Raw genomic sequence first — 21,820 nt, 5'->3', positions numbered from 1 at the left:
AAATAGATTAACTCATCCCAGGCATTAGAATATTTACCCGGTTTTACTCCACAATTTTTACTGAAAAGGGTGTTATCCGATCTGATTTCCACTAAAATGGCCGTCTAGATGTAGATACTTCTACACATTCAAATTGTTTAAAGACGAGATTTTTCCATTATGGCAAAGCACTTGTTTACCTCTGAGTCGGTCTCAGAAGGTCATCCAGATAAAATCGCCGATCAAATTTCTGATGCGGTACTCGACGCGATCTTAGAGCAAGATCCAAAGGCACGTGTTGCGTGCGAAACATACGTCAAAACCGGCATGGTGATGGTAGGTGGCGAGGTGACCACTTCTGCATGGGTTGATATCGAAGAGCTAACCCGCAAGACGGTTCGCGAGATCGGTTACACTCACTCAGACATGGGCTTCGATGCCGACTCTTGTGCGGTACTGAACGCCATTGGTAAGCAATCACCTGACATCAACCAAGGTGTCGATCGCGCCGATCCTAAAGAGCAAGGCGCCGGTGACCAAGGTTTGATGTTTGGTTATGCCAGCAACGAAACCGACGTACTCATGCCAGCCCCTATCACCTATGCTCATGCACTGGTGAAGCGTCAGTCTGAAGTACGTAAAGACAACACCCTGCCTTGGTTGCGTCCAGATGCCAAGAGCCAGGTGACGTTCGCCTACGAAGACAACAAGATCGTCGGCATCGACGCGGTGGTACTCTCGACTCAACATTGTGACAGCGTCAGCCAGTCTGATCTGATCGAAGGCGTGATGGAAACCATCATCAAGCCTGTACTACCTGCACAGTGGTTGAACAAAGAGACCAAGTTCTTCATCAACCCAACCGGTCGTTTCGTTATCGGTGGCCCTATGGGCGACTGTGGCCTGACAGGTCGTAAGATCATCGTTGATACCTACGGCGGCATGGCTCGTCACGGCGGCGGCGCTTTCTCGGGTAAAGACCCGTCAAAAGTTGACCGCAGCGCAGCCTATGCGGCTCGTTATGTAGCCAAAAACATAGTCGCTGCCGGTCTGGCAGATCGCTGTGAGATTCAAGTTTCTTACGCTATCGGTGTGGCAGAGCCAACCTCTATCAGCGTTGAAACCTTCGGTACCGGTAAGGTGTCAGAAGAGGTGTTAATCGGCTTAGTACGTCAGCACTTCGACCTGCGCCCATACGGCCTGACCGAGATGCTTGATCTGGCGCGTCCTATCTACAAGGCAACCGCTGCTTACGGTCACTTCGGTCGTAACGAGTTCCCTTGGGAGCGCACCGACAAAGCTGAAGCGCTGCGCGCAGACGCTAAGCTGTAATCCGCTTTAATAAAAAAACCGCCTACATGGCGGTTTTTTTATGTCGGTACTCGCGTAATTAACCCTTGCTGACCGCTCCTCACCCGTATCAGCGCAACCGCTAATCGATAAGCGTTATTGGCTTACCTGGCTTTGCATAACTGAGCCTGCCTAACCGCTCGGTGCGGTGATAACAATCAAGCCCTGATACACAAACACTATTGAGCTGCTCGATATCGATGCTGCCATCATTTTTCAGCGCCACATCATCAAGCAATATATCGGTAATACTGCCAATCACCAGCAGGGTTTGATTCAGTTCGATCCTCTGATAGCTCTCGAGCTTAACGCCATACTTTAATCGGCTTTGGGCCACAAAGGGCGCCTGCACCTCCTGATAATACTCTGGCGTTAACCCGACCTCGGCAAACTCACACTGCTGCGGCTCATAGCGAGCAGATGTTTGATGAGCCTGTTGCCAAATATCACTATTGACCTGATTAATGGTATAGCTGCCCGTGGCGATAATATTACTCAAGGTATCTCGCGCCACAGAGTTAGGCCGACTGATAAATCCGACTAAGGCTGGGTCTGCGCCTAAGTGAAACACAGAACTGACAATGGCTAAGTTGGTTTGCCCCGACTCACTGATAGTGCCTATGAGATTGGCACTCTTAAAGCCAGACAAACTATTAACCAGATGCGCTCGATAACGCTGCTCCATCTCAGCTAACTGGTTTTGGTCGATATGCACGGTTCGATTTACCATAAAATTGAATCACCATTCCAATCAATAAAGTAGGCCTCCGCAGAAGGCGTCACGGTTTGGGCCACCGCTAACAATCTCTTAGCAACAAATTCGGTTGAAAAGAGTTTTTCTTTGTCGACATTTTGCTGGAAGGGTTTAGACAGGGGTGTGTCGGTTGTACCAGGATGAAATGCCAAAATGACAACATTCTTGGCGCGGCGGGCATACTCAACGGCTGACGTTTGCAGCAACATATTCAGCGCAGCCTTAGATGCACGATAGCTATACCAACCACCGAGGCGATTATCACTAATGCTACCGATACGTGCGCTCATTACCGCGACCACACATTTTTTATCGCCTTTGACCAAGGGCATCAGATGTTTCAGCCACAGCATAGGCGTGACAGTATTGATCTGAAACAGGGTATTCATCGCTTCTACGCTTAAATCTTCGAGCCGTTTCTCGGGCTTAATGCTCGCTTGATGCAAGATGCCGTTAAAAATAAACACATTACTAATAACCAACTGCCTCGTTGCTAGCTCGTTAACTAAGGTGGATATCGCATCTTCACTGTAATCACACTGCAGGGATTCAAGCCCTTCGGCAATCACGCCTAAGGGCCGGCGGCTGATCGCAATCACAGGTCCTTGCAATAACAGCCGTTGAATTAACGCCTGGGCGATAGCGCTATTGGCGCCTATGATGACAGACACCCCTTCACCGTTTACTGCTTGGGTCACTACCGGTTTCATGACAAACCACACTGACCGCTTTCGCAGCGTTTTTTGCCTGTTAGCAGATAGGACACCTTATATCTATGCTTCGCAAATTTTAAGTACAGGAAGTCTGCGACAGGTTTAATCACTGGCCAGGTTAGAGGCGCCACATAATGTTTTTTCCCCACCAGCGCCCACGCAAGATAGGTGACGTCTAGACCCGTGAGCAATTCGCCATTTTCGGTTTCACCATGCAATATCTCATTAGCGTACTTGGCATCGATATGCGGGTACTTGGCCGAAAAATCATCGCTTGCCAAATCTGCCAGTTCAATCGCATCTTCAGTGTCACAACGTTTGAGCTTAGCCATCTCTGCAGCGCATAGAGGACACTGACTGTCATAAAAAATACGTAGTTTCATGAGATAGCGGCCCCCAATATGATCAGATGACATAGCACTGCCACAGCCGTTAGCCGAGTGCGTAATTGAATATATTCATCGGATAAGGTTTTTTCCCGCCACTGCTGCCTGTCTTTCAAATAGACCACTAGGTAGCCCACGCTCAATATCAGCAGTGAGACATAAAGATGATTGACGACGATAGCAACCCAAGCGGCGACACTGACCACATTGCTGATGATGAGGAGTTTATCCTCAGTGAGATAGTGAACTTTGCAGCTCTCTCGTCCCCACAAGGTGCCCGCTAAAAACGAGAGAATAATCGCGCTGTAGGTGGTGAACAGCATAAAAGGGTCTAGGCTGAAGAAGGTCAACCCCGTCAGCATTAAGCAGGTAGATAAAATAAAGGGGAGTAACCCTGCATACCCCAACATAGAATAAGTTTTGGACATAGACGCACTCTGCTTAAGGGAATTTAAAGATATTACGCATTAAGCAGGCGTTGGGATCATCTTAGGTGACAGAGGCAACTAACGGATAAGGGGTTTAGTTTTCATTTCAATCAGATAGCTAAGCCAGCTAAATAAGAATATCCCCAAGGCATCGGCAAATAAATCAAACAGGTCAAAGGTGCGTTGCGGCAAGTACGCCTGACTACACTCTTCGATGAAGACGAAAACGGCAACAGCAATCGCACCTAAATAGGGCCTAAAGCCACCAAGATAAACACGCCTGAAATTGGTACCCAGGTTAACCAAGAGTGTCAGGGTGCCAAACAGCAACAAATGGCCCCACTTATCGCCATAAGGCACTCGCTTCACGAGCTCAAAAAACAGATTAGACTGCCCTGTGCTGGCGCTGAAAATAATCCAGCCCAGAAACAGACTAAATAGCACACTTAAGCCGGCAAATAATTTCACCATAAGACAATCACAATCCGTTGAAAAAGCTTAAAGTTAATTAGATTAGCAGTGATCAAAATGACTATATTCCATACACATGAAGCTCAGTTGCTGCGCGTTTAGCACTGGCACCTCGACCTTCCTCGCCACTGCTAACATCTGCTCGCTTGGCGCACACATGGGAGTAATCTTGGCGGCGTAGTCATTGCTATAACCGCAATCAAGCCAGCACTCCTGCCAGTTCAACGCGTAAAACGCCCGGCCATCACGATGCAATTCGACACATTCACAATCAAGCTCAGCTTGCGTTGCCAACGCGATTAATAGCTTAAGGTTATTAAAGGCGCTCAGTTGCACCGCGGCGTATGGTGCAAGTCGCTGAGCGAGTTCAGGGGCGATCTCAGGCACTGTCTCAGGGTTAGGCACTGTCTCTGAGTTAGGCTTTGTCACTCTTGTTTCTCTTGTCACCTTTGCCCTCCTGCACAGCTCGCGCTATCTGTCTGAGTCGATGTGGCTAACAGATAATAGCCGCGGTCATCGAAGTCAAAAAAATCTAGCACCTGCATCTCGGCCTTATGAGTATGGGCGGCAAAAGAGCGCTCATTATCCTCGGCGATGAAGGTCAACATAAAGGAATACTGAGGCTTAACCAATGCCTTAAGCTTGGCGACCATATCGGCAAAAAGCCCTGCGCCGCGATAGGCTGGCGCGATCCAGATGGGGCCATATTGGCAGCTGTTATCGACACTCAGAGGCTGGCCAGCCAGGCTATGGTCAGTTGAGTTTTTCAGCAGACGACGATAGATGGGCCAAGCCGCAAAAAACGCCCAACTGCCGGCAATCACATAGCCGACAATCTTCCCCTTATGCTGGGCCACGACAATATAGTGGTCGCTGATAAGATCACTAAGCGACTGGGCACTAAATTGTTGTCCGCTCATCAGCTCGCCTCGCTGCTCGGGAGCCAACTCGGCTTGCCACTGACTGGCCTCTAAGGCGGTAATGGCAGCGAGATCGGCGGCGCTGGCCTGCCGAATCAAGAGTTCACTCTCTTGGTCCATGTGTCCCAATGATATCCCCTTTATTTGTTGGGTTATTTGCAAATTATCAGATCGACTACCAAACTTAACAAACCTGAAACACCAATAGCTTAGGGTCGATCATGCTGCCGGAAAACATTCATACGGGTGTGAGTATACTTGAAAACGATAATACACAAATCAACTTAGTCAGGTGGATGCATCAATGTGAGCTGATGAAGCGCTACTTCGAAGCCGACGTCGCCTTTGTTGCCCAGCAGACTGACCTAGGTTTTGAGGTCATCGTCAGCTCCATTAACGACACTCGTAAGTTCATCTCCGGCACCTTATACAATGAAAAGTTTGATATTTTCACCCGGATGTCCAACAGTCAGCCAGAAGGGGTGAGCATCAGCCTGAGCCTGGAATCCAATGCCGAACTGCCTAAGGATCTCGCCACCGCCAGCAATCTGCTATCACGCCCAATCCTTTGGCCAGACGGTACCATCTTTGGTTGCCTCGTTGTGGTCAACCCGGCTAATAGCGAAACGGCCAACGCCAATGCCTTTATGCTGGAACCCTTCCAGATCCTGCTGCAACAAGATCTGGCACTCCTGTGCCAAAGTCAGCGCATAGAGTCGCTATCGATGCGCGATCGCGATACCGGCATGTTAAACCACTATGGATTTATCATGATGGCCCCCCGGCAGCTCAACTTAGGCCGACGTTTTGGCGCCCATGCCGGCATCTTATTTTTCGAGCTTTATCCCAACCCACCACTGATCGACAAGATAGAAGAAAAACACATTCGATTGCTGGGCAACATCATTCAAGACACCATACGGACTGCCGATATCGCCGCCCATTACAGCCATAGCCAATTTGTTGTGCTGGTATTTGTCGACGCAGAACGAGATCTGAACCATATCAGCCGCAGGGTCGAAAAGTTACTGCTACAGCAAAACGATAGGCTAAAGCTCGACGCTGGCCACTCCTTCTTCTCTCCCGACTCCTCGGCCAAGTTAGCGCCCATGTTGGAACAAGCTAAACAGCAGCTAAAATCACAGCAAACAACTCAAGATGAGGTGCAAGTAAAATAAGCCCTGTTATTTAGCTTTAGGGCTCTTTGTGTCGATTTGGGTATAGGTGTCGTTAGCAGTTTCACTGTCTGCACAAAGCCTGAGAAACCGAACAAATGACAGGTTAAATTGTACTTAAAGGAGATAAAAAGCAGATTTTGTTCGCAAATTTGAAAATTTACATTCTCACAACATATGATTTTTGAGTATGATGTAAACAGTTTGTGCTGTCAGACTTTCGTTTGACGCACCGCACCTAGCGAGTTATGCAATTTAATAATAACAATAAGAGAGCAATACTATGCTACTACAATGCGCCGAAACCAGCCTTTGGCTCAGAGAATCTGGGCATCCTGCCATTACACTACCACGTTGGCAGCAACAAGTTGATCTACTTAACGAATTTTATCAGTCTAAGGCCTGTATCGTCCTGCAACATATCGAAGGCGAATACCAGGTTGTCTGTAGTCGCCAAGATACCGATCTCAACCTCTACGCCGGCACTCTATTTCACGATGCCAGCCTGACCCAGGCGCTGAGCGCCCACACGGGTTATGGTCTGCTGCAGTTCACCAGCAGCCAAGACAGTAAGAGCCACTTAGCGCAATTTTCACAGCTACTTGCCTTGCCTCTATACTGGTCAGATGGTCAACCTTTCGGCGTCATATTGATCTGTGACAGCCAACGCACCAAACATTTTAGGCGCTTATTGCCGTTACTGGAAAACAGCAAGGCGCTGATCCAGTCTGAACTTAAGCATCTGTTTTTAATGCAGCAGATCCAGATGATGTCGGTACAGGACGATCTTACCTGCATGCTCAACCCCTATGGCTTTAACCTGATGGCACCAAGACAGCTTAGCCTGAGTCGCCGCTTCGGTTCTCACGCGGGTATCGTATTGCTTCAGGATCTGACCCAGTACAAAGGGACATTAGAACAGAGTCAGGGACTAAGGCAGCTGGCGCGGGTGATTCATCATAATATGCGTGACGCCGACGTATCTGCCCGCATCGAGGATGGACTGTTTGCTATTTTGGCCTTTGTCGATAATCAGGCCAATCTGGATGCCTTGACGAAGAGATTACTCAAGCAGATTGCCAAAGAGGAGATAAAAGCAGAGATCGCGATCGGTGTCAGTTTCTTCACGCCCAACACCCATTTGGCGATAGAACCTATGGTAGAAGCCGCAAGGCAGAATCTACAAGCCAGTGTGATTCGCCAGCAAAAGAACTACACGGCTTAGGCCTGGTCAGACTCCTGCGCCTTTGCCCATTGAATAAACATTACGATGGGGAAAGGTGACATCATCACGAGTCCCAGCCCGATCAAGCTAGAAACGAGCAGAATCCCTTGGATCTGCTCAGTCCACTGAGTAAGACCATAGATCCCCAGCCCCGCCAGCACCATGATCACGCCTAACCAGTGGGCAATTTTCAATCCGGTCATCATCACTTTATCTTTCCTCTTGTTCGACACAAAGATGTCGGCCTTATCTTAACGACAGCAGAAGCAGCTTACCATGAACAAAATATCATGGAAAAACCCTAAAAAGGGCTTTTTAATTGGCCTTAAGCTTGTCAAAATATTCTTCTCGCTGTTTTGGAATCTCTCCCATGTTTAAAAAGTGTATTTTTATCGCAACCGCACTACTCGGTTTATCAGCCTGTCAAAGTGTCTCCATTCTCGACAACGAAGATCTTGATATTCTAGGCACCTGGCACATCGAAGCCACCCAAGGCAAACCAGTGATCGACTATAGTCCGGCGCAGCTGGTCTTCGCCGCAGATGGTGCACTCAGCGGCAACAACAGCTGCAATCAGTTTTTCGGTCAATACCAACTCGATGGTCGCAGCTTAACCCTCTCCCCCGCTGGCAACACCATGAAAGCCTGTGTTGACGCCTTGATGCAGCAAGAGCAGAAGGTGATGCAGTCTATGTCTATGGTGACTCAAGGTACATTAACCAAAGGTAAGCTGCTGCTCAGCGACGCCGACGGCAACACAGTGCTGGTACTCAGCAAGCAATAATCCTTATCTGGCTGCAATAAAAAACCGCCATTTCGGCGGTTTTTTATTATCCCAATTTGTTAACTCGTTTGTTTATCCAGCTGCTCGGCCATCACCTGACTACGCTCGGCATCGGCGTTATAGTGTTCCAGATTCAGCTCATCTTCCGATTTGGCGATCACTGTGGTGGCGACTAGGTCACCGGAAACGTTCACTACGGTACGTGCCATATCCAAGATACGGTCGATACCCGCGATAATAGCGACCCCTTCCAGCGGTAAACCAACTGTGGTTAACACCAGCGTCAGCATCACCAGACCGGCACCAGGCACACCCGCGGTGCCAATTGAGGCCAGGGTCGCTGTCAATATAATGGTGATATAGTCGACCCAGGTCAGATCGATACCGAAGGCCTGAGCCACAAACAGCGCCGTGACCCCTTGATATAATGCGGTACCGTCCATGTTAATCGTAGTGCCCAGGGGCAACACGAAACTGGAGATCTTCTTATTGACCCCCAAGGACTCGCTGGCGCACTTCATACTGGCAGGCAGAGTTCCTGCGCTGCTTGAGGTGGTGTAAGCCACCGCCAAGGCGCTGCGAATTCCCTTGAAAAACTGCATAGGATTCAGCTTGGCAACAAAGGTCAGCACTAAGCTATAGAAGCCGATAATATGCAGGGCACAGCCGATGTAGACCGCCAGGATCACCTTAATCAGCGGCATCAACATATCCACGCCGTATTGGCCGGCCACCCAGGCCATGAGACCAAACACCCCATAAGGTGCCAGTTTCATGATCATATCGGTCAGCTTGTACATCGCCTCAGCTAGGCTCTCAAACACCTTGATTGCCGGCTTACCATGATCGCCAATCAACACCAGGGCGATCCCTAAGGCAACGGCAAAGACGATCACCTGCAAAATCTGACCACTGGCCAGGGCGGCAATCGGATTGGTGGGCACGATATTGATCAGTGTCTCCATGATAGAAGGCACCTCTTTTACTGCGCCGCTGGCCACCTCCGAAGTCATTCCCAGACCAGCACCAGGCTGCATAATGTAGCCCACGGCCAGACCTAACGTGATGGCGATAGAGGTAGTACCCAGATAGAAGGCAAACGACTTAAAACCGATGCGCCCCATCTTGGCAGTATCCTGCATAGAGGTGACCCCCACTATGAGGGAGCAGAACACTAAGGGGACGATCAACATCTTGATGGTGTTGACAAAAAGCGTACCTATGGGCTTAAGCACTACGGCTTGTTCGCCCAGGCCCAGGCCAGTGCAGATACCCAACAGCATACCGATAAGGATTTGTAGCCAAAGAGGCACAGACATCCAGCCAGACCAGGCACGGCCTAGCCAAGAAGGGGATTGTTGACGCATGTTAATAACCTTGAATCGCGAGAGTGATAGCCCTTGCCGCCGTCATGAAAGACGCGCGTGACGCAGACGCAAATTGGACGGCGATGATAGCAGATAAAAGCGTAATATGCTGTGATTCACATCAAGGGAGGGCCCATCAGGCCTCGAAATAGACAGATTCCTGTTTCGCATCAACCCTGAAGGTATGTAAGGCGGCGGGAGGCTGCTCACGCTCAATAAGATGACTCCAATAAGCATCGTCAAAGCCATGAAACAGTTGCTCAGCTTTTCCCTGAGCTTTCAGAATTAAATACCACCACACCAATCCCCACAGGCCAAAGGTCGCCAAGGTAAGCAGAAAATGTAGCAGGTGACTTACTGCTTCCTGCTCTCGACTATGCTCCAACTTACCCCGCTGATTTGGATTGAGTTTATTAACATTTTGCTGTTCAGAATTACTCATCTCCCCACCCCATAGCCACTTAGCTGACCCATCTTAAAAGCATAGCAGAGTTAGACTTTAGTCTAAGAGCCAATCGAAAAAATTCTGCCTTGGCTTAGCCATGAAGCATGCTAGAGTATGGCCAAATTTGAAGGAGGCGATAATGCAAATAAGAAAAGGCCAACAATCTGATCTCAACGCACTGGTGCAATTTAATCAGGCCATGGCCAACGAAACCGAAGGCCTTGAGCTAGACCAAGCCACGCTGACCCAAGGGGTACAGACACTTCTGGAAAACCCTGCCCGGGGGTTTTACTTGGTGGCTGAAGAAGCAGGCGAAATCTTAGGCTCGCTCATGGTCACTTTTGAGTGGAGCGACTGGCGCGCCAAAGATTACTACTGGATCCAGAGCGTCTATATCCGCCCGCAAAACCGTCGCCAGGGGATCTACGCCAAACTGTATCAATCCGTTAAAAAGATCGCCGAAGAAAACGGCGGCGCAGCCAGCTTCAGGCTCTATGTGGAGCAAGAGAACAGCAAGGCGCAGCAGACCTATGAGGCCCTAGGCATGAAACAGAGCTACTACCTGATGTATGAGGAAAAGTAGGTCCATTCATCCCAATAAAAAACGCCCTGACGGGCGTTTTTTTATTCTGGTAAGTATTTGGCTTAGGCACAAATACTGGTCACCTTAATCGCCAGGCCGCCCTGACTGGTTTCCCGGTATTTCACATGCATATCTTTACCAGTTTCATACATAGTCGCGATCACCTTATCCAGGCTCACCTTAGGCTCACTGTTACGACGCATCGCCATTCGGGCCGAGTTAATCGCCTTCACCGAGGCAATCGCGTTGCGCTCGATACAAGGTACCTGCACCTGCCCGGCAACCGGGTCACAGGTCAGCCCCAGGTTGTGCTCCATACCTATCTCGGCGGCAATACAGACCTGAGCCGGATTTCCACCCATCAGCTCCGCCAATCCTGCAGCGGCCATAGAACAAGCTACTCCCACCTCGCCCTGGCACCCCACTTCGGCACCAGAAATAGAGGCGTTACGTTTATACAAACCACCAATCGCTGCGGCGGCGAGGAAGTAGCGAGTGTACTCCTTCGGCCCCACTGGCTGAATAAACTTATCGAAATAAGCCAGCACCGCAGGAATGATCCCCGCAGCGCCGTTGGTGGGAGAGGTCACCACCCGGCCACCCGCGGCATTTTCTTCGCTTACCGCCAGAGCAAACATATTTATCCAATCGACGATCATCATGGGATCAGACGACAGACGTTCATTACTCACCAGTTGACGAAATAGCGCGGGGGCGCGACGTGGTACCCTTAGCGGACCGGCCAACACACCTTCGGTCTGACAACCTCGCTCTATGGCCTCCTTCATGGTTAGCCAAATCGCCTCGAAGCCTTCGGCAATATGAGCCTCACTATGCAGTACCTTCTCGTTCGCCATCATGATGGCACTGATGCTCATGCCAGTCTCTTGGCACAGCGCCAACAGCTCACTCGCATCGGCGAAGGGATAAGGCAAGATCACTTCGTTAGCCGCCGTCAGGCCAAAGTGCTCTTCATCGACAATAAAGCCACCGCCAATGGAATAGTAAGTCTTTTTATAGACACACTGCTGGCCAACAAAAGCGCTTAACGTCATGCCGTTTTCATGCAGTGCCAGCGCCTCAGGGTGGAACACCACGGCCTCGGGTGGGAAATCCACCCCGTGACCCTCGCTGCCCAGCGGCAAACAAGAGGTCATTGCCACCTGGCGAATAAATTCAGGAGTTAGATCGATATCCACTGTCTCAGGGCTGTTACCCGCCAGCCCCATGATGATGGCGCTATCGGTATGGTGCCCTTTACCCGTCAGCGACAGGGAGCCATAAATGTCGACCTTGACGCTGGTAATATTCAGCAATTCTCCACGCTGACGCAGGTCGTCAACAAAACCTTTGGCGGCCTTCATCGGCCCGACAGTGTGTGAGCTGGAGGGACCCACACCTATCTTAAAAATATCAAATGCGCTAACCATAGTTGTTTCCACCATCAATCGCGCGGTGCCAAAACACCGCGCAGATGAGAGCTAATTAAGAGAGCATGCCAAACAGTATGGCGGTCATTGCCAGCAGACCTGCGAGGATCACCAAGATGTTGCTGATACGGCCACGATAAGCCTTCAGCGCAGGCACCTTATAAACCGCATACATAGGCATAAGGTAAAGAATGGCGGCAATAATAGGGCCACCCAGAGCTTCAATCATGCCCAAGATGCTGGGGTTGATCACCGCGACACCCCAGATAGTCAGGAACATAAAGCCCAAAATAAACTTGTCGATCTTGGCATCGGATAGATCTTTCTTACTGCTACGCAGCTGCTTAGTGATGATCCCCTTAAGACCTTCTGTGGCGCCCAGATAGTGGCCAAAGAAAGAGGAGACGATAGCGATCACGGCAATGATGGGGCCAAAATAGCTTACAAAACCACTGGCATGCACGTTGGCCAGATAAGAGAGGATCGGCAGATTTTGAGACTTGGCTTCGGCCAGCTGCGCCGGGCTCAATGACAGCACGCATGAGAAGACAAACAACATCACGAAGCCCACCAACATCATGCTGGTGTTACGCAAAATCACATCGGCCTTCTTAGCGGCTTGATTACCATACTGCTTCTTGAGTGATACCGAGAACTGTGAGATCGCCGGCGAGTGGTTAAAGGCAAACACCAACACTGGGATGGTCAACCACACTGTGCCCAAAAACTCGCCTGTCGCAGGCACTTCCATCAGGGCGTCCATCTTCCAACTTGGGATCAGATACAGAGACATAAAGGCCAGGATCCCCACCAGCGGATAGACCAGCAGCTGGGTGACCTTAAGCATAAATTTCTCACCAGACACCATCACAGACATCATACCCAGCACCAGAATACCCGATAACAGGAAGCGTGGCGGTGAGGCCATGCCCAACTGGTTAACGATAAAACTGTCGACGGTATTAGTAATTCCCACACCGTAGATCAACACTATGGGATAGATGGCAAAGAAATAGAGTAAGGTGATCGCCTTACCGGCGCCGACACCAAAATACTCCTCTACGACATGGGTAATGTCACTGCCCTGTCGTTGAGAAGAACAGACGAAACGAGATAAACCTCTATGGGCCAGATAGGTCATAGGGCCGATGATCAACGCCATCAATACCAAGGGCCAAAATCCCCCCATGCCGGCATTAATTGGCAGAAACAGAATACCGGCACCCACTGCGGTGCCAAATAGACTCAACATCCAGGTAGTGTCATTACGTGTCCAGCCAGGGCGCTGGGTAACATTAACGTCAGAGATTGTCGCTTCGTTTTGCATAAATTGACCTTATCGATGCTTTAGCATTCGAGTGTTTCGACGCCCCGCCGAGCAAGCTTTCAACCCGGCGAGTACGACTAAAATTCGCGCTCAGCATATAGCAGCGACCCCGAGATAAATTGATCTGGCGCCTCATTTTGTAATGAAATTTCAGAATAAACCGAGTTTGTGAACTAGGCCCAAATTATTCCGTTGTAAATTTTCACAAAAGCAATCTAGCGATAACCAAAGCGAACCAAAAGCTCACATCCGTGCTACCCTTTTTACAATTGTTCACCAGACGGTATTTAGAGCGACCTCTTACGCAACCCCATTAGAAACGGGTCATTAGCCCTATAGACCCGACTCAATAGGTTAAGCATCTCCCCTTGCCACCGACTCGCCACTGCCATGCATCAAATGTTACTTTGTGGCAAAATAGCGCCCTGTCGTTTCATTCACTTTTGGAATACCCCATGCTCTGTGCGTTAACCCATCAATCCACCATCAGCATCACAGTTGGCTCAACCAATCCAGTCAAAATTGGTGCCGCCCGTCAGGCGCTCTCGCTGCTGTTTCCCGATGCTGAGATCCGCTGCCAGGGAATACATGCGCCTTCCGGAGTTGCGCCGCAGCCGATGACAGATGAAGAGACCCGCGAAGGCGCCATCAACCGTGCCCGCTACTGTGCACAGATGGGACAGGAGAATGAGCAGCTAAAGGCCGACCTCTATATTGCGATGGAGGGCGGCGTAGATCTGTTCGACCATGGCGCGGCGACCTATGCCTATATGGCGATCATTCACAACAATGAGCTGAGCATAGGACGTAGTGCCCAATTACCACTGCCGGGCAAGGTCTATCAGGCATTGGTGGCCGGTGAAGAGCTGGGCGATGTGATGGACAGGTTGTTCAACACGGTCAATATCAAACAAAAAGGCGGTGCCATCGGCCTGTTTACCCAAGGTAGGGCCAGCAGAGAGAGTGTCTACACCCAGGCGATCGTGCTGGCGATGGCCCCAATACTCAATCCAGAACTCTTCGCATAAGCCAAGTGAACAGCAGACGCCGACAGCTTGCGTCTGCTTAAATACTCTACATTAGCAAAAACTTGCATTTCTAAATTTAGGCGACTAAGTTAGATGTAAACCGCAACTAAATAGCACACTCGGATCGCCACAATGTCTCAACTTTGTCCTTCGACACTCGATGATTCAGCTCCCACACAGACTATAGAACTGCCGCAGACTTGCTCTTCATTGCGTAGCCTCTCCAGGCTATTGGTAAGGCAGCTTGGCATGCTCAACTCAGCCTGCGGCGATCTACCACTATCACCGGTGCAGGCCCACGCCTTGATTGAACTCGACTCCCAGGAGCTTTCAATAAAGCAGTTGGCGCTGGCGCTGAATATCGACAAGTCCAACGCCAGCCGTGCCGTCAGCCAGCTATGCGAAAAGGGCTTTGCCAAGAGCCGTAACAACCCCAGAGACAGCCGTAGCTCTCTGTGCCAGCTGACCCCTCAGGGCAAACGTCAGCTCACCCGCTTAAATGAGCAACAAAACAAGATGTACCAGGAGATCCTGGCCCAGCTTTCACTTGAGCAGATCGCCCAGCTCGAAGCCAGCCTCAGCCAATATACCCGGGCCATAGAGCTGGCGAACGCCCAGCAAGGCTATGAGATCAGAAGCCTTGAAGAACAAGATAACCGCCATATTGCCCGGGTGATCCGTAACGTTTCTGCCGAATATGGTTTAACCCCAGACAAAGGCTATAGCGTCGCCGATCCCACCCTGGACGATCTCTACAGCGTCTACCAAGGCGACAAGGCGCACTACTGGGTGGTGGATTATAAGGGCTTGGTCATGGGCGGCGTCGGTATCGCTCCCCTACCCGGCCATAGTGAGATCTGCGAACTGCAGAAGATGTATTTCGACCCCAAGCTCAGAGGTAAGGGCTTCGCTAAGCGCATGGCGCTGCAGGCCTTTGAGTTTGCCAGACGCCAGGGATTTAGCCTCTGCTATCTTGAAACTACCGCCTGTTTGCATGAGGCGGTTAAGCTATATGAAAAACTGGGATTCGAACATCTGGATGCTCCCCTTGGTAACACGGGTCACGATGCCTGCGAAATGCCTATGCTGCTCAAACTTTAACCAGAGAAATTACAATTAAATCATCGAGATATTTTGTTACTTCACGATGAGTTAATTTATCTAGTGTTTCCTAAAAAAGCTTGCTAGCCTCAAAGGTAATCCTTGCGCATTCTGGAGATTTGAATGGACTATACTAGACTCCCCCATTCCAGCTTAGACGTCAGTAAAATTAGCCTGGGCACCATGACCTGGGGTGAACAGAATACCCAGGCTGAGGCCTTCGAACAGCTCGACTACGCCATCGGACAAGGCATCAACTTTATCGATACCGCCGAAATGTACCCTGTGCCTCCCAAGGCAGAAACCCAGGGCGAAACCGAGCGCATACTTGGCAACTACCTCAAGGCACGTGGCAATCGCGACAATTTAGTGATCGCCACCAAGGTGGCCGCGCCAGGCGGTAAGAGCGACTATATTCGTCAAAACATGGCGCTGGACTGGCGCAACATACATCAGGCGGTCAACGACTCCTTAGAGCGTCTGCAGATTGAAACCATAGATCTCTATCAACTGCACTGGCCGGATCGCAACACCAACTTCTTCGGCGAGCTCTTCTACCAGCAAGATGACCAGGAGAAGCTCACCCCCATAGTCGATACTCTCGAGGCCCTGGCCGATCTGATCAAGGCGGGTAAGATCCGCTACATAGGGGTGTCTAACGAGACCCCTTGGGGATTGATGAAGTATCTGCAATTGGCGGAAAAACATGGCCTGCCGCGCATCATCAGCGTGCAGAACCCCTACAACCTGCTCAATCGCAGCTTTGAAGTGGGTATGGCAGAGATCGCTCATCGCGAAGAGTTACCGCTACTGGCCTACTCACCGCTGGCGTTTGGCGCCCTGAGTGGTAAATACCTAAACGGCCAATGGCCAGATGGAGCCAGACTCACCCTGTTCAAGCGCTTCGCCCGCTATACTGGCTCGCAGATGGCCTTAGATGCCACTCAGGCCTATGTCGAGCTGGCACGGGAATTTAACCTGAGTCCGGCGCAGATGGCCCTGGCCTTCGTTAACGGCCGCCGCTTCGTGGGCAGCAACATCATAGGGGCGACCAACCTCGAGCAGCTCAAAGAGAATATCGACAGCGCCTCGGTTAGCCTGAGCGATGAACTGCTAGGCAGAATCGACGAGCTGGCGAGCATCTACCGTATCCCCTGCCCTTAAAAGGGGTTTGTGAACCTAGCCAGCCTAAAAGACGAAATGCAACTTGCAATAGGCGCTGAGATCTCCCAAGATCTGAGCGCCTTTTTTGTTTGAACCACGCAACGGACCCAATTGATGGAATTTAGCCAGCTGCGCAGTCAGTTTCCTGCCCTCAGCCAGACACTCGGCGACTATCCCCTGGTGTATCTGGACACGGCCGCGACCAGTCAGAAACCCCAAGGGGTGATCGACGCCATGACCCGCTATTACGCCCAAGATAATGCCAATGTGCATCGCGCCGCCCATCAGCTATCCGCCCGAGCCACCAGCCAATATGAGGCGGTGCGCAGCCAGGTTCAACACTTTATTCATGCCGCCAGAAGAGAAGAGATCATCTTCACCCATGGCACTACAGAAGGGATCAACCTGGTCGCCCAAGGGTTAGCATCCCAATTAAAACCGCAAGATCTGATTCTGATCGACAGCGCCGCCCATCATGCCAATATCGTTCCCTGGCAGATGCTGGCCAAGCAAACTGGCGCCGAAATCGTCCCCATCCCACTGACCCATGACGCACGTCTGGATCAAACGGCCTACCGTGAGTTGCTCAAACGTCAGCCGCGTATCGTTGCCCTGAGCCATGTTTCCAACGTGCTGGGCACGGTTAACCCAGTAGCCGAGATGGTCAGCCAGGCCAAGGCGGTTGGCGCTCTGACCCTTATCGATGGCGCCCAGGCGATCGCCCATCTTGAGGTGGATGTACAGTCCATCGACTGCGACTTCTACCTCTTCTCCGGCCATAAGATGTATGGCCCGACCGGCGTTGGCATCTTATATGGCCGCTTTGATCAGCTAGACAAACTCGAGCCCCTGCTTACCGGCGGCGAGATGATCAAACAGGTCAGCTTCGAGGGCACCACATTTAATATACTGCCCAATCGTCTCGAGGCGGGTACGCCGCCCATCGCCGAGGTTATTGGCCTGGGCGCCGCTATCGACTTTCTTCAGTCGCTGCCAAGGGCTGAAATCAGGGCCCATGAACAGGTGCTGCTCAAACGCCTGCAGGCCGAGCTAAACGCCCTCGGCGGGATCACCCTCTATGGCGCCCACGAAGACAATGTCGGCGCGGTGGCCTTTAACCTCACCGGCGAACATCACCAGGATGTAGGGATCTTGTTGGATCAACAAGGGATCGCCGTGCGCTGCGGTCATCACTGCGCCATGCCGCTGATGCAAACACTGTGCCTTTCAGGCTGCTGCCGTGCCTCGCTCGGCGTCTATTCCAGCGATGAAGATATAAATCGCTTTATCGAGGCGCTACAATCGGTAAAAGACCTTTTGCTTTAATTGACGCTAACTCGCGCCACAACTGACGAAGATGAGTCCTAGATGAGTGATACCCCCTTAAGCCCAGAGCCAGAGGCCTTTACCCGCCTCGAACTGGATCCCCAGGAGATACTGCCAAGCTTCACCCAGGCGACAAACTGGCAGGAGCGCTACCGCGCCCTGATGTTGCTGGGCAAACGCCTACCGTCTTTGGACGAGGCCTTACGGCAACCCTCGGCTCAAGTCAGAGGCTGCGAGAGCAACGCCTGGCTCTATCACAGAGAGATTGACGGCAAACATTACTACCTGGCGGACAGCGACGCCCGTATCGTCAAGGGACTGATCGCCCTGCTGCTGACCGTTACGCATGGGCAAGATAAGGCCAGCATCGCAGCCCTGGATCTTGACGCCTATTTCGAGCAGTTGGGACTCAGTGGTCAGCTAAGCCCATCGCGAACCAATGGCGTACTGGCGCTGGGACAGGCGATCAAGGCGGCCGCCAACTAACTCCTCAGCCTTGCTCCTTAGGTAGAGCTTGTTGACATAATATTCACGCCCTTACCCATAGACTTGTCCCCAGCACTTTGTTTTGATTTAGCACCTCAACCGAGGTGCCAATGGGGCAATCTATATGTCAGCAGACACGCAAACCTCTACCGCCTTTTGGCGCCAACATCTTCTAGTACCCGGCATGCTGTTTATCCTGGCTGCCATGCTGATCGAACTGTTTCATATCGACCTCGCCCTCAGCCAATGGCTGTTTCACCTCGAAGGCGGTATCGATGGCTGGCCGCTACGCAGCGCCTGGCTGACAGAAAAACTGATCCATGTCGGTGGCCGCGATCTGGTGATCTTGCTAGGAGTCATAGTCATTAGTCTGCTCGCCCTGAGCAGCAAAAAAGCCACCCTGGCATACTATCGCCGAGGTTTGATCTTTCTCTTGATGAGCGTGCTCAGCAGCGTGATATTGGTCAGACTCGGTAAGTCTTTTATTCATCTCGATTGCCCCTGGCATCTGAAGATATTCGGGGGAGCTGCCGATTACTTTTCGCTGTTTTCACCTAAGGTTGATGCCAACTCGCCCGGGCAATGCTTTCCGGCGGGTCACTCTAGCGGCGGCTATGCCTGGGTAGCATTCTACTTCTTTGCCCTTAGCTACGCGCCGCGCTATCGCTGGTTGGGGCTGGGCTTTGGGCTTGGGCTGGGGGTTATCTTTGGCGTGGCGCAGCAGCTCAGAGGCGCACATTTTCTATCACACGACGTGTGGAGTTTGGCGATCGCTTGGTGCTCGGCAATGAGCTGGTATTACGGCTTATTTTTGCGCCGCAAGCGCGACCAGAACCAGACATGTCAGGCTCTGGAGGCTCTTAGCCGCTAATGAGGAAGCCTTAGCGCGCCAGACGGTGGCCGAGATCGGCACGAAGATCTGGCCCCAGATGGTACTGGTCATCCCCACGCCCCTTGGCGACATACATCGCCTGATCGGCCACATGCAGCAGGGCATCCATATTGCTGGCATGATCGGGATAAACGGCAAAACCTAAGCTGGCTTGAATCCCCTTTCCTGTCTGCAAGAGGGGTTCACCAAATCCTTCAAACAGTCCTTTAGCAAGTGCTGAGATCTCCTGTTCAAGCATCGCCTCCAGAGGAAGATCTGGCACCATGATGACAAACTCATCACCACCAATACGCGCCACCAGATCCTCTGGCCGCTGCCAGGTTTTTAGCCTTTCGGCTGCCGTCATCAAGACGCGATCGCCCGCCTGATGGCCAAGGGTGTCGTTAATCTGTTTAAAGTTATTGAGGTCGATAAAGATGAGCACCACTCGCGACTTTATTTGACTGGCTCGCGCTATCGCCTGTGCCAGATGCTGTTCGAGCTGTAAACGATTGGGTAAGCCGGTCAAAGGATCCTGATGTGCCATCTGCTCAAGCTTGTTGTGCAGCGCCTTATCCTGTGTGATATCGCGCACCACACCCACCATCTTAAGCAATTCCCCTTCGCTGTCTTTCACCAGGTTACCCGTCTCGCGCACCCAGCGCACCGAGCCGTCAGGCCAGAGGATACGGTACTCCTCGTCGTGATTCTCACCGGTAGCAATACAGCGCTCTTCGCCCGCCCTAACCTTTTCGCGGTCCTCAGGGTGAACTCGAGAATAGAAGAACTCATAACTTGGGGTGACCTCCCCCAGTTTGTAGCCGAAGATGCCATAGATAGCATCGGACCAATAGAGGGTATCTGTGTCAACGTCCCAGTCCCAGGTGCCTATTTGGGCAAAATACTGACTGTGATGATAACGGGTAATATCCTGACGAATATCCTGCTCTAGGGAGTGGTGACGCACTATGAGTAGCTGGCCGCGCGCCTCTTGGCTCAGGCGGGTAAAACTTAAGAACTCACGCCCCAGATTCAAACTGGTCCCCAACTGACGATCGTCAATCTGTCGCAGTTGTGCCCCATTAGAATCTTTAAGCCACAAGGCCAGCGACTTGCCCCTAAGATCGGTCGCCTCCTCCTGCATCAAACTCACCGCCAGGGCATTATGGGCAAGAATACTGCCCTTAGCATCGATAAGGATAACACCGTCATCCAGTTGGGAGGCTAAGGTTTCAAAGCGTAATGGCTCCCAGCTGCGTCTTCGCAGCAAGAGAAACACCAGCACGCACAGCGCCAGGAGTAACAGTAAGCTCAGCCCCATCATAGCCATATTTAGCGTACCGGGCTTGCCTCAAGGGAGAGAATATAATGGGGAAATCGATATCGATGCATCAGCGCCTCCTAAACAGCTAGGCCTCAACACTCGTCAAGTGAAGGCCAGAATGAGACGCGAACATCGCGCCCCATCAATCACTATTAGCTAAGCATCAAAGCCAGGCGCTGCCAAGTACTTTCGCACTAAAATAAGTAAGTTAAGCCTCGACCTGTGTCTGCACTCTGCGCTGTTGCAGGCGTTGAAGCAGGCGACCTAAATAGGCGCCTAAGATCATCGCCGCCATGAAGGCCAACGCCAAGGGATCGAAACTGGAGAGATTCACCACGGCTGGGCCCGGACAGATACCTAACATGCCCCATCCCAGTCCAAATAGCCCTGCACCCACCACCAGAGGACCATCGATACGTGTCTTGTTTGGCACCTGATAATGACTATCCAGCACAGGACCTAACTTTTGGGCCATTCTGGGTTTGACCCACAAGAGATAAACGGGCAGATAGACACTAAGGGAACCGCCCATCACCAACATTAGGCTGGGGTCCCACTGACCACTCGCGATCAAGCTGACATCCAAAAAGCCCAGCACCTTAGCGGGATCGGCAAGGCCCGAGAGCAGTAGACCGGCACCAAACAACAGGCCCGAGAGTAAAGCAATTAAATTACGCATATCGCCCCCTAGTTCAGCAATACGGCGGCAGCTATGCCCACCAACATGAACACCAGCGACGCGGCAATGGAACGCGGCGACAAACGGCCGATGCCGCAGATGCAATGGCCGCTGGTGCAGCCGTTGCCCAGAGAACTGCCTATGCCCACCAGCAAACCTGCCAGCAGTAGGGTCGGCAAGGCGATCCCCCCGGCACTCAAGACCACAGGTTCAATCGCCAGCCACTCCTTAAGTGGCGCGGCCAGCAACAGGCCGCTTAACACCAGCCCTGCGAGAAAATAAACTTGCCAGCCCAATATGGACTTAGACTCTCGGCGCCACAGGGCGCCATATATGATGCCGCTAATACCGGCGATTCGGCCGTTAACGACCAAGAGCAGGCTTGCCGCCAAGCCAATCAATAGACCACCGCACAAGGCGATAGCGAGTGATGAAAACATCGAGTACCTCTTTCATCTGTCGCGAAAAGAAAGCGAGAGGGCCATTCGACCCTCTGGTGAAAAT

26 protein-coding genes are annotated in these 21,820 nt (G+C 51.5%); 11 read left to right on the top strand and 15 right to left on the bottom strand.

Annotated features, from left to right (window positions below; genetic code table 11):
- Positions 1-159 precede the first annotated feature (159 nt).
- Entirely contained in the window at positions 160-1,311 is a 1,152-nt protein-coding gene (gene metK / locus NY07_RS13775) for a methionine adenosyltransferase (RefSeq protein WP_011864557.1), read from the top strand.
- 100 nt (positions 1,312-1,411) lie between these two features.
- Here the strand turns inward: metK and NY07_RS13770 are convergent, their stop codons facing one another.
- The 7 genes from NY07_RS13770 to NY07_RS13740 all read right to left on the bottom strand — a co-directional run bounded on the left by NY07_RS13770 (position 1,412) and on the right by NY07_RS13740 (position 5,121).
- On the bottom strand, positions 1,412-2,059 hold the full coding sequence (locus NY07_RS13770) for a flavin reductase family protein (RefSeq protein ID WP_140946862.1): 648 nt from the start codon (positions 2,057-2,059) through the stop codon (positions 1,412-1,414).
- Positions 2,053-2,793: an SDR family NAD(P)-dependent oxidoreductase gene (locus NY07_RS13765; protein ID WP_052125702.1), complete on the bottom strand. Its 741-nt coding sequence runs from the start codon at positions 2,791-2,793 to the stop codon at positions 2,053-2,055. Before NY07_RS13765 ends, NY07_RS13770 begins: the two co-directional genes overlap by 7 nt.
- Positions 2,790-3,179, bottom strand: a complete 390-nt coding sequence (locus NY07_RS13760) for a thiol-disulfide oxidoreductase DCC family protein (protein ID WP_033539937.1) — start codon at positions 3,177-3,179, stop codon at positions 2,790-2,792. The genes NY07_RS13765 and NY07_RS13760 overlap by 4 nt, the downstream gene beginning before the upstream one ends.
- Positions 3,176-3,610: a DUF3429 domain-containing protein gene (locus tag NY07_RS13755; protein ID WP_033539936.1), complete on the bottom strand. Its 435-nt coding sequence runs from the start codon at positions 3,608-3,610 to the stop codon at positions 3,176-3,178. Before NY07_RS13755 ends, NY07_RS13760 begins: the two co-directional genes overlap by 4 nt.
- A gap of 78 nt (positions 3,611-3,688) precedes the next feature.
- Positions 3,689-4,081, bottom strand: coding sequence for a VanZ family protein (locus NY07_RS13750; RefSeq protein ID WP_033539935.1), 393 nt, complete (start codon positions 4,079-4,081; stop codon positions 3,689-3,691).
- Between the two features lie 42 nt (positions 4,082-4,123).
- Positions 4,124-4,528, bottom strand: a complete 405-nt coding sequence (locus tag NY07_RS13745) for a hypothetical protein (protein ID WP_140946861.1) — start codon at positions 4,526-4,528, stop codon at positions 4,124-4,126.
- Positions 4,525-5,121 carry a GNAT family N-acetyltransferase gene (locus tag NY07_RS13740; protein ID WP_033539933.1) on the bottom strand — a complete coding sequence of 199 codons (597 nt, stop codon included), beginning with the start codon at positions 5,119-5,121 and terminating at the stop codon, positions 4,525-4,527. The genes NY07_RS13745 and NY07_RS13740 overlap by 4 nt, the downstream gene beginning before the upstream one ends.
- A gap of 101 nt (positions 5,122-5,222) precedes the next feature.
- Here NY07_RS13740 and NY07_RS13735 point away from each other — a divergent pair, with 101 nt between their 5' ends.
- Together NY07_RS13735 and NY07_RS13730 are read left to right on the top strand one after the other, a co-directional pair.
- Positions 5,223-6,179 (top strand): GGDEF domain-containing protein, encoded by a 957-nt coding sequence (locus tag NY07_RS13735; protein ID WP_033539932.1) that lies wholly within the window; start codon positions 5,223-5,225, stop codon positions 6,177-6,179.
- A 280-nt stretch (positions 6,180-6,459) separates the two neighbouring features.
- Positions 6,460-7,401, top strand: a complete 942-nt coding sequence (locus NY07_RS13730) for a GGDEF domain-containing protein (RefSeq protein ID WP_033539931.1) — start codon at positions 6,460-6,462, stop codon at positions 7,399-7,401.
- On the opposite strand, the gene NY07_RS13725 is transcribed toward NY07_RS13730, so the two are convergent.
- Complete coding sequence (locus tag NY07_RS13725) at positions 7,398-7,607, bottom strand: hypothetical protein (protein ID WP_033539930.1); 210 nt, start codon at positions 7,605-7,607, stop codon at positions 7,398-7,400. The genes NY07_RS13730 and NY07_RS13725 overlap by 4 nt on opposite strands.
- Positions 7,608-7,771: 164 nt before the next feature.
- Between NY07_RS13725 and NY07_RS13720 the strand changes: the two genes are divergently transcribed.
- Positions 7,772-8,185, top strand: a complete 414-nt coding sequence (locus NY07_RS13720) for an META domain-containing protein (protein ID WP_033539929.1) — start codon at positions 7,772-7,774, stop codon at positions 8,183-8,185.
- Between the two features lie 59 nt (positions 8,186-8,244).
- Here the strand turns inward: NY07_RS13720 and NY07_RS13715 are convergent, their stop codons facing one another.
- Positions 8,245-9,552 carry a dicarboxylate/amino acid:cation symporter gene (locus NY07_RS13715; RefSeq protein WP_033539928.1) on the bottom strand — a complete coding sequence of 436 codons (1,308 nt, stop codon included), beginning with the start codon at positions 9,550-9,552 and terminating at the stop codon, positions 8,245-8,247.
- Between the two features lie 136 nt (positions 9,553-9,688).
- Entirely contained in the window at positions 9,689-9,994 is a 306-nt protein-coding gene (locus NY07_RS13710) for a DUF4234 domain-containing protein (protein ID WP_033539927.1), read from the bottom strand.
- A gap of 142 nt (positions 9,995-10,136) precedes the next feature.
- Here NY07_RS13710 and NY07_RS13705 point away from each other — a divergent pair, with 142 nt between their 5' ends.
- Positions 10,137-10,580, top strand: a complete 444-nt coding sequence (locus tag NY07_RS13705) for a GNAT family N-acetyltransferase (protein WP_033539926.1) — start codon at positions 10,137-10,139, stop codon at positions 10,578-10,580.
- A 62-nt stretch (positions 10,581-10,642) separates the two neighbouring features.
- Here NY07_RS13705 and NY07_RS13700 read toward each other — a convergent pair whose 3' ends face one another.
- Entirely contained in the window at positions 10,643-12,010 is a 1,368-nt protein-coding gene (locus NY07_RS13700) for an L-serine ammonia-lyase (RefSeq protein WP_033539925.1), read from the bottom strand.
- Positions 12,011-12,065: 55 nt separating this feature from the next.
- Positions 12,066-13,337: a serine/threonine transporter gene (locus NY07_RS13695; protein WP_033539924.1), complete on the bottom strand. Its 1,272-nt coding sequence runs from the start codon at positions 13,335-13,337 to the stop codon at positions 12,066-12,068.
- A 455-nt stretch (positions 13,338-13,792) separates the two neighbouring features.
- On the opposite strand from NY07_RS13695, the gene yjjX reads away from it, so the two are divergent.
- The 6 genes from yjjX (at position 13,793) to NY07_RS13665 (ending at position 19,313) form a co-directional block, all read left to right on the top strand.
- Positions 13,793-14,365 carry an inosine/xanthosine triphosphatase gene (gene yjjX / locus NY07_RS13690; protein WP_033539923.1) on the top strand — a complete coding sequence of 191 codons (573 nt, stop codon included), beginning with the start codon at positions 13,793-13,795 and terminating at the stop codon, positions 14,363-14,365.
- 132 nt (positions 14,366-14,497) lie between these two features.
- The gene (locus tag NY07_RS19230; RefSeq protein WP_081953840.1) at positions 14,498-15,466 is read left to right on the top strand and encodes a bifunctional helix-turn-helix transcriptional regulator/GNAT family N-acetyltransferase; all 969 of its coding nucleotides are present in this window, start codon (positions 14,498-14,500) and stop codon (positions 15,464-15,466) included.
- Between the two features lie 123 nt (positions 15,467-15,589).
- Positions 15,590-16,630, top strand: coding sequence for an NADP(H)-dependent aldo-keto reductase (locus NY07_RS13680; RefSeq protein ID WP_033539922.1), 1,041 nt, complete (start codon positions 15,590-15,592; stop codon positions 16,628-16,630).
- A gap of 114 nt (positions 16,631-16,744) precedes the next feature.
- Positions 16,745-17,956 (top strand): aminotransferase class V-fold PLP-dependent enzyme, encoded by a 1,212-nt coding sequence (locus tag NY07_RS13675; RefSeq protein WP_033539921.1) that lies wholly within the window; start codon positions 16,745-16,747, stop codon positions 17,954-17,956.
- A 42-nt stretch (positions 17,957-17,998) separates the two neighbouring features.
- Positions 17,999-18,442, top strand: coding sequence for a SufE family protein (locus tag NY07_RS13670; protein ID WP_033539920.1), 444 nt, complete (start codon positions 17,999-18,001; stop codon positions 18,440-18,442).
- Between the two features lie 124 nt (positions 18,443-18,566).
- Complete coding sequence (locus NY07_RS13665) at positions 18,567-19,313, top strand: phosphatase PAP2 family protein (RefSeq protein WP_052125696.1); 747 nt, start codon at positions 18,567-18,569, stop codon at positions 19,311-19,313.
- A 10-nt stretch (positions 19,314-19,323) separates the two neighbouring features.
- On the opposite strand, the gene NY07_RS13660 is transcribed toward NY07_RS13665, so the two are convergent.
- From NY07_RS13660 to NY07_RS13650, 3 genes are all read right to left on the bottom strand, one after another.
- Complete coding sequence (locus tag NY07_RS13660) at positions 19,324-20,643, bottom strand: diguanylate cyclase domain-containing protein (RefSeq protein WP_052125692.1); 1,320 nt, start codon at positions 20,641-20,643, stop codon at positions 19,324-19,326.
- A gap of 202 nt (positions 20,644-20,845) precedes the next feature.
- Positions 20,846-21,316 (bottom strand): DUF6691 family protein, encoded by a 471-nt coding sequence (locus NY07_RS13655; RefSeq protein ID WP_033539919.1) that lies wholly within the window; start codon positions 21,314-21,316, stop codon positions 20,846-20,848.
- Between the two features lie 8 nt (positions 21,317-21,324).
- Entirely contained in the window at positions 21,325-21,756 is a 432-nt protein-coding gene (locus NY07_RS13650) for a YeeE/YedE family protein (protein WP_033539918.1), read from the bottom strand.
- Positions 21,757-21,820: the final 64 nt, after the last annotated feature.

Source organism: Shewanella sp. ECSMB14101 (assembly GCF_000773485.1).
Lineage (GTDB): Bacteria > Pseudomonadota > Gammaproteobacteria > Enterobacterales > Shewanellaceae > Shewanella > Shewanella marisflavi.
This window is presented reverse-complemented; position numbering and strand designations above follow the sequence as displayed.

Bases quoted from the DNA above. Each gene is read 5' to 3' on its own strand.
- metK (WP_011864557.1), top strand. From the start codon at position 160: ATGGCAAAGCACTTGTTTACCTCTGAGTCGGTCTCAGAAGGTCATCCA.
- NY07_RS13770 (WP_140946862.1), bottom strand. From the start codon at position 2,059: ATGGTAAATCGAACCGTGCATATCGACCAAAACCAGTTAGCTGAGATG.
- NY07_RS13765 (WP_052125702.1), bottom strand. From the start codon at position 2,793: ATGAAACCGGTAGTGACCCAAGCAGTAAACGGTGAAGGGGTGTCTGTC.
- NY07_RS13760 (WP_033539937.1), bottom strand. From the start codon at position 3,179: ATGAAACTACGTATTTTTTATGACAGTCAGTGTCCTCTATGCGCTGCA.
- NY07_RS13755 (WP_033539936.1), bottom strand. From the start codon at position 3,610: ATGTCCAAAACTTATTCTATGTTGGGGTATGCAGGGTTACTCCCCTTT.
- NY07_RS13750 (WP_033539935.1), bottom strand. From the start codon at position 4,081: ATGGTGAAATTATTTGCCGGCTTAAGTGTGCTATTTAGTCTGTTTCTG.
- NY07_RS13740 (WP_033539933.1), bottom strand. From the start codon at position 5,121: ATGGACCAAGAGAGTGAACTCTTGATTCGGCAGGCCAGCGCCGCCGAT.
- NY07_RS13735 (WP_033539932.1), top strand. From the start codon at position 5,223: ATGCTGCCGGAAAACATTCATACGGGTGTGAGTATACTTGAAAACGAT.
- NY07_RS13730 (WP_033539931.1), top strand. From the start codon at position 6,460: ATGCTACTACAATGCGCCGAAACCAGCCTTTGGCTCAGAGAATCTGGG.
- NY07_RS13725 (WP_033539930.1), bottom strand. From the start codon at position 7,607: ATGATGACCGGATTGAAAATTGCCCACTGGTTAGGCGTGATCATGGTG.
- NY07_RS13720 (WP_033539929.1), top strand. From the start codon at position 7,772: ATGTTTAAAAAGTGTATTTTTATCGCAACCGCACTACTCGGTTTATCA.
- NY07_RS13715 (WP_033539928.1), bottom strand. From the start codon at position 9,552: ATGCGTCAACAATCCCCTTCTTGGCTAGGCCGTGCCTGGTCTGGCTGG.
- NY07_RS13710 (WP_033539927.1), bottom strand. From the start codon at position 9,994: ATGAGTAATTCTGAACAGCAAAATGTTAATAAACTCAATCCAAATCAG.
- NY07_RS13705 (WP_033539926.1), top strand. From the start codon at position 10,137: ATGCAAATAAGAAAAGGCCAACAATCTGATCTCAACGCACTGGTGCAA.
- NY07_RS13700 (WP_033539925.1), bottom strand. From the start codon at position 12,010: ATGGTTAGCGCATTTGATATTTTTAAGATAGGTGTGGGTCCCTCCAGC.
- NY07_RS13695 (WP_033539924.1), bottom strand. From the start codon at position 13,337: ATGCAAAACGAAGCGACAATCTCTGACGTTAATGTTACCCAGCGCCCT.
- yjjX (WP_033539923.1), top strand. From the start codon at position 13,793: ATGCTCTGTGCGTTAACCCATCAATCCACCATCAGCATCACAGTTGGC.
- NY07_RS19230 (WP_081953840.1), top strand. From the start codon at position 14,498: ATGTCTCAACTTTGTCCTTCGACACTCGATGATTCAGCTCCCACACAG.
- NY07_RS13680 (WP_033539922.1), top strand. From the start codon at position 15,590: ATGGACTATACTAGACTCCCCCATTCCAGCTTAGACGTCAGTAAAATT.
- NY07_RS13675 (WP_033539921.1), top strand. From the start codon at position 16,745: ATGGAATTTAGCCAGCTGCGCAGTCAGTTTCCTGCCCTCAGCCAGACA.
- NY07_RS13670 (WP_033539920.1), top strand. From the start codon at position 17,999: ATGAGTGATACCCCCTTAAGCCCAGAGCCAGAGGCCTTTACCCGCCTC.
- NY07_RS13665 (WP_052125696.1), top strand. From the start codon at position 18,567: ATGTCAGCAGACACGCAAACCTCTACCGCCTTTTGGCGCCAACATCTT.
- NY07_RS13660 (WP_052125692.1), bottom strand. From the start codon at position 20,643: ATGGCTATGATGGGGCTGAGCTTACTGTTACTCCTGGCGCTGTGCGTG.
- NY07_RS13655 (WP_033539919.1), bottom strand. From the start codon at position 21,316: ATGCGTAATTTAATTGCTTTACTCTCGGGCCTGTTGTTTGGTGCCGGT.
- NY07_RS13650 (WP_033539918.1), bottom strand. From the start codon at position 21,756: ATGTTTTCATCACTCGCTATCGCCTTGTGCGGTGGTCTATTGATTGGC.